Raw genomic sequence first — 863 nt, 5'->3', positions numbered from 1 at the left:
CCAAGCATAAACAGGCGTTGCGATTTGGCAAACCATTTGCCAAACAGATAAGAAGCGGCGAAGCCTGCCAAACCGTATAGGCTCAAAACGATGGTGACCTGTTCAGCCTTAAATCCGCCAACTTGCAATACAAAAGGCTCGATATAGCTGTATGCCGTGAAATGTGCCGTAATAATCAATACCGTCATGGTATAGAGCAGCATCAGGTTGCGGCGTTTGAACAAACTCGGCAGGCTGCTTAAAGAGCCGGTATTTTGGCTGGGTAAAGCAGGCAGGTTTTTGGCCAACACCAGCATTACGCCGGCAGCGCAAACCCCGATCAGTAGGAAGCTGAGCTGCCAGCCGAAGTATTGCCCGACCACGCGCCCCAGCGGAATACCCAAAACCATCGCTAAAACCGTACCCGTACTGAGCAAGCCCAAAGCTTGATTGGTTTTGCCGGCGGGGGCAAGCCGTACCGCCAAAGAAGCCGTAATCGACCAAAAGACCGCGTGTGTCAGCGCAATCCCGATACGGCTGACCAAGAGGATGTTGAAGTTCCAAGAAAAGAACGACAGCGCGTGAAACAGCGCAAACAGTGCAAACAGCATCAGCAATAATTTGCGCCGTTCGATGTTTTTCGTCATCAGCATCAGCGGCAGCGATAGGAGCGCAACAATCCACGCATACACCGTAATCATCATGCCCACTTCCGTTGCCGCTTTGCCAAAGCTCTGACCGATGTCGCTCAAAAGCGCAATCGGAATGTATTCGGTGGTATTGAAAATAAACGCCCCCACCGCCAGCGCGCATACGCTAACCCATTGTTTGAATGTTGAAGTCATTATTATGTCCGTTTGATGAAGCAAAAGGCGTTATTGTAC

General features: G+C 50.8%; 1 protein-coding gene. It reads right to left on the bottom strand.

Annotated elements, in window-relative coordinates:
- Positions 1 to 824, bottom strand: an 824-nt coding sequence (locus tag ACTHS3_RS15775; RefSeq protein WP_440368478.1) for a sugar transporter, incomplete at its 3' end; no start/stop codon positions are given.
- Positions 825 to 863 lie beyond the last annotated feature (39 nt).

The sequence above is a fragment of the Neisseria sp. P0009.S007 genome, assembly GCF_051962515.1.
This window is presented reverse-complemented; position numbering and strand designations above follow the sequence as displayed.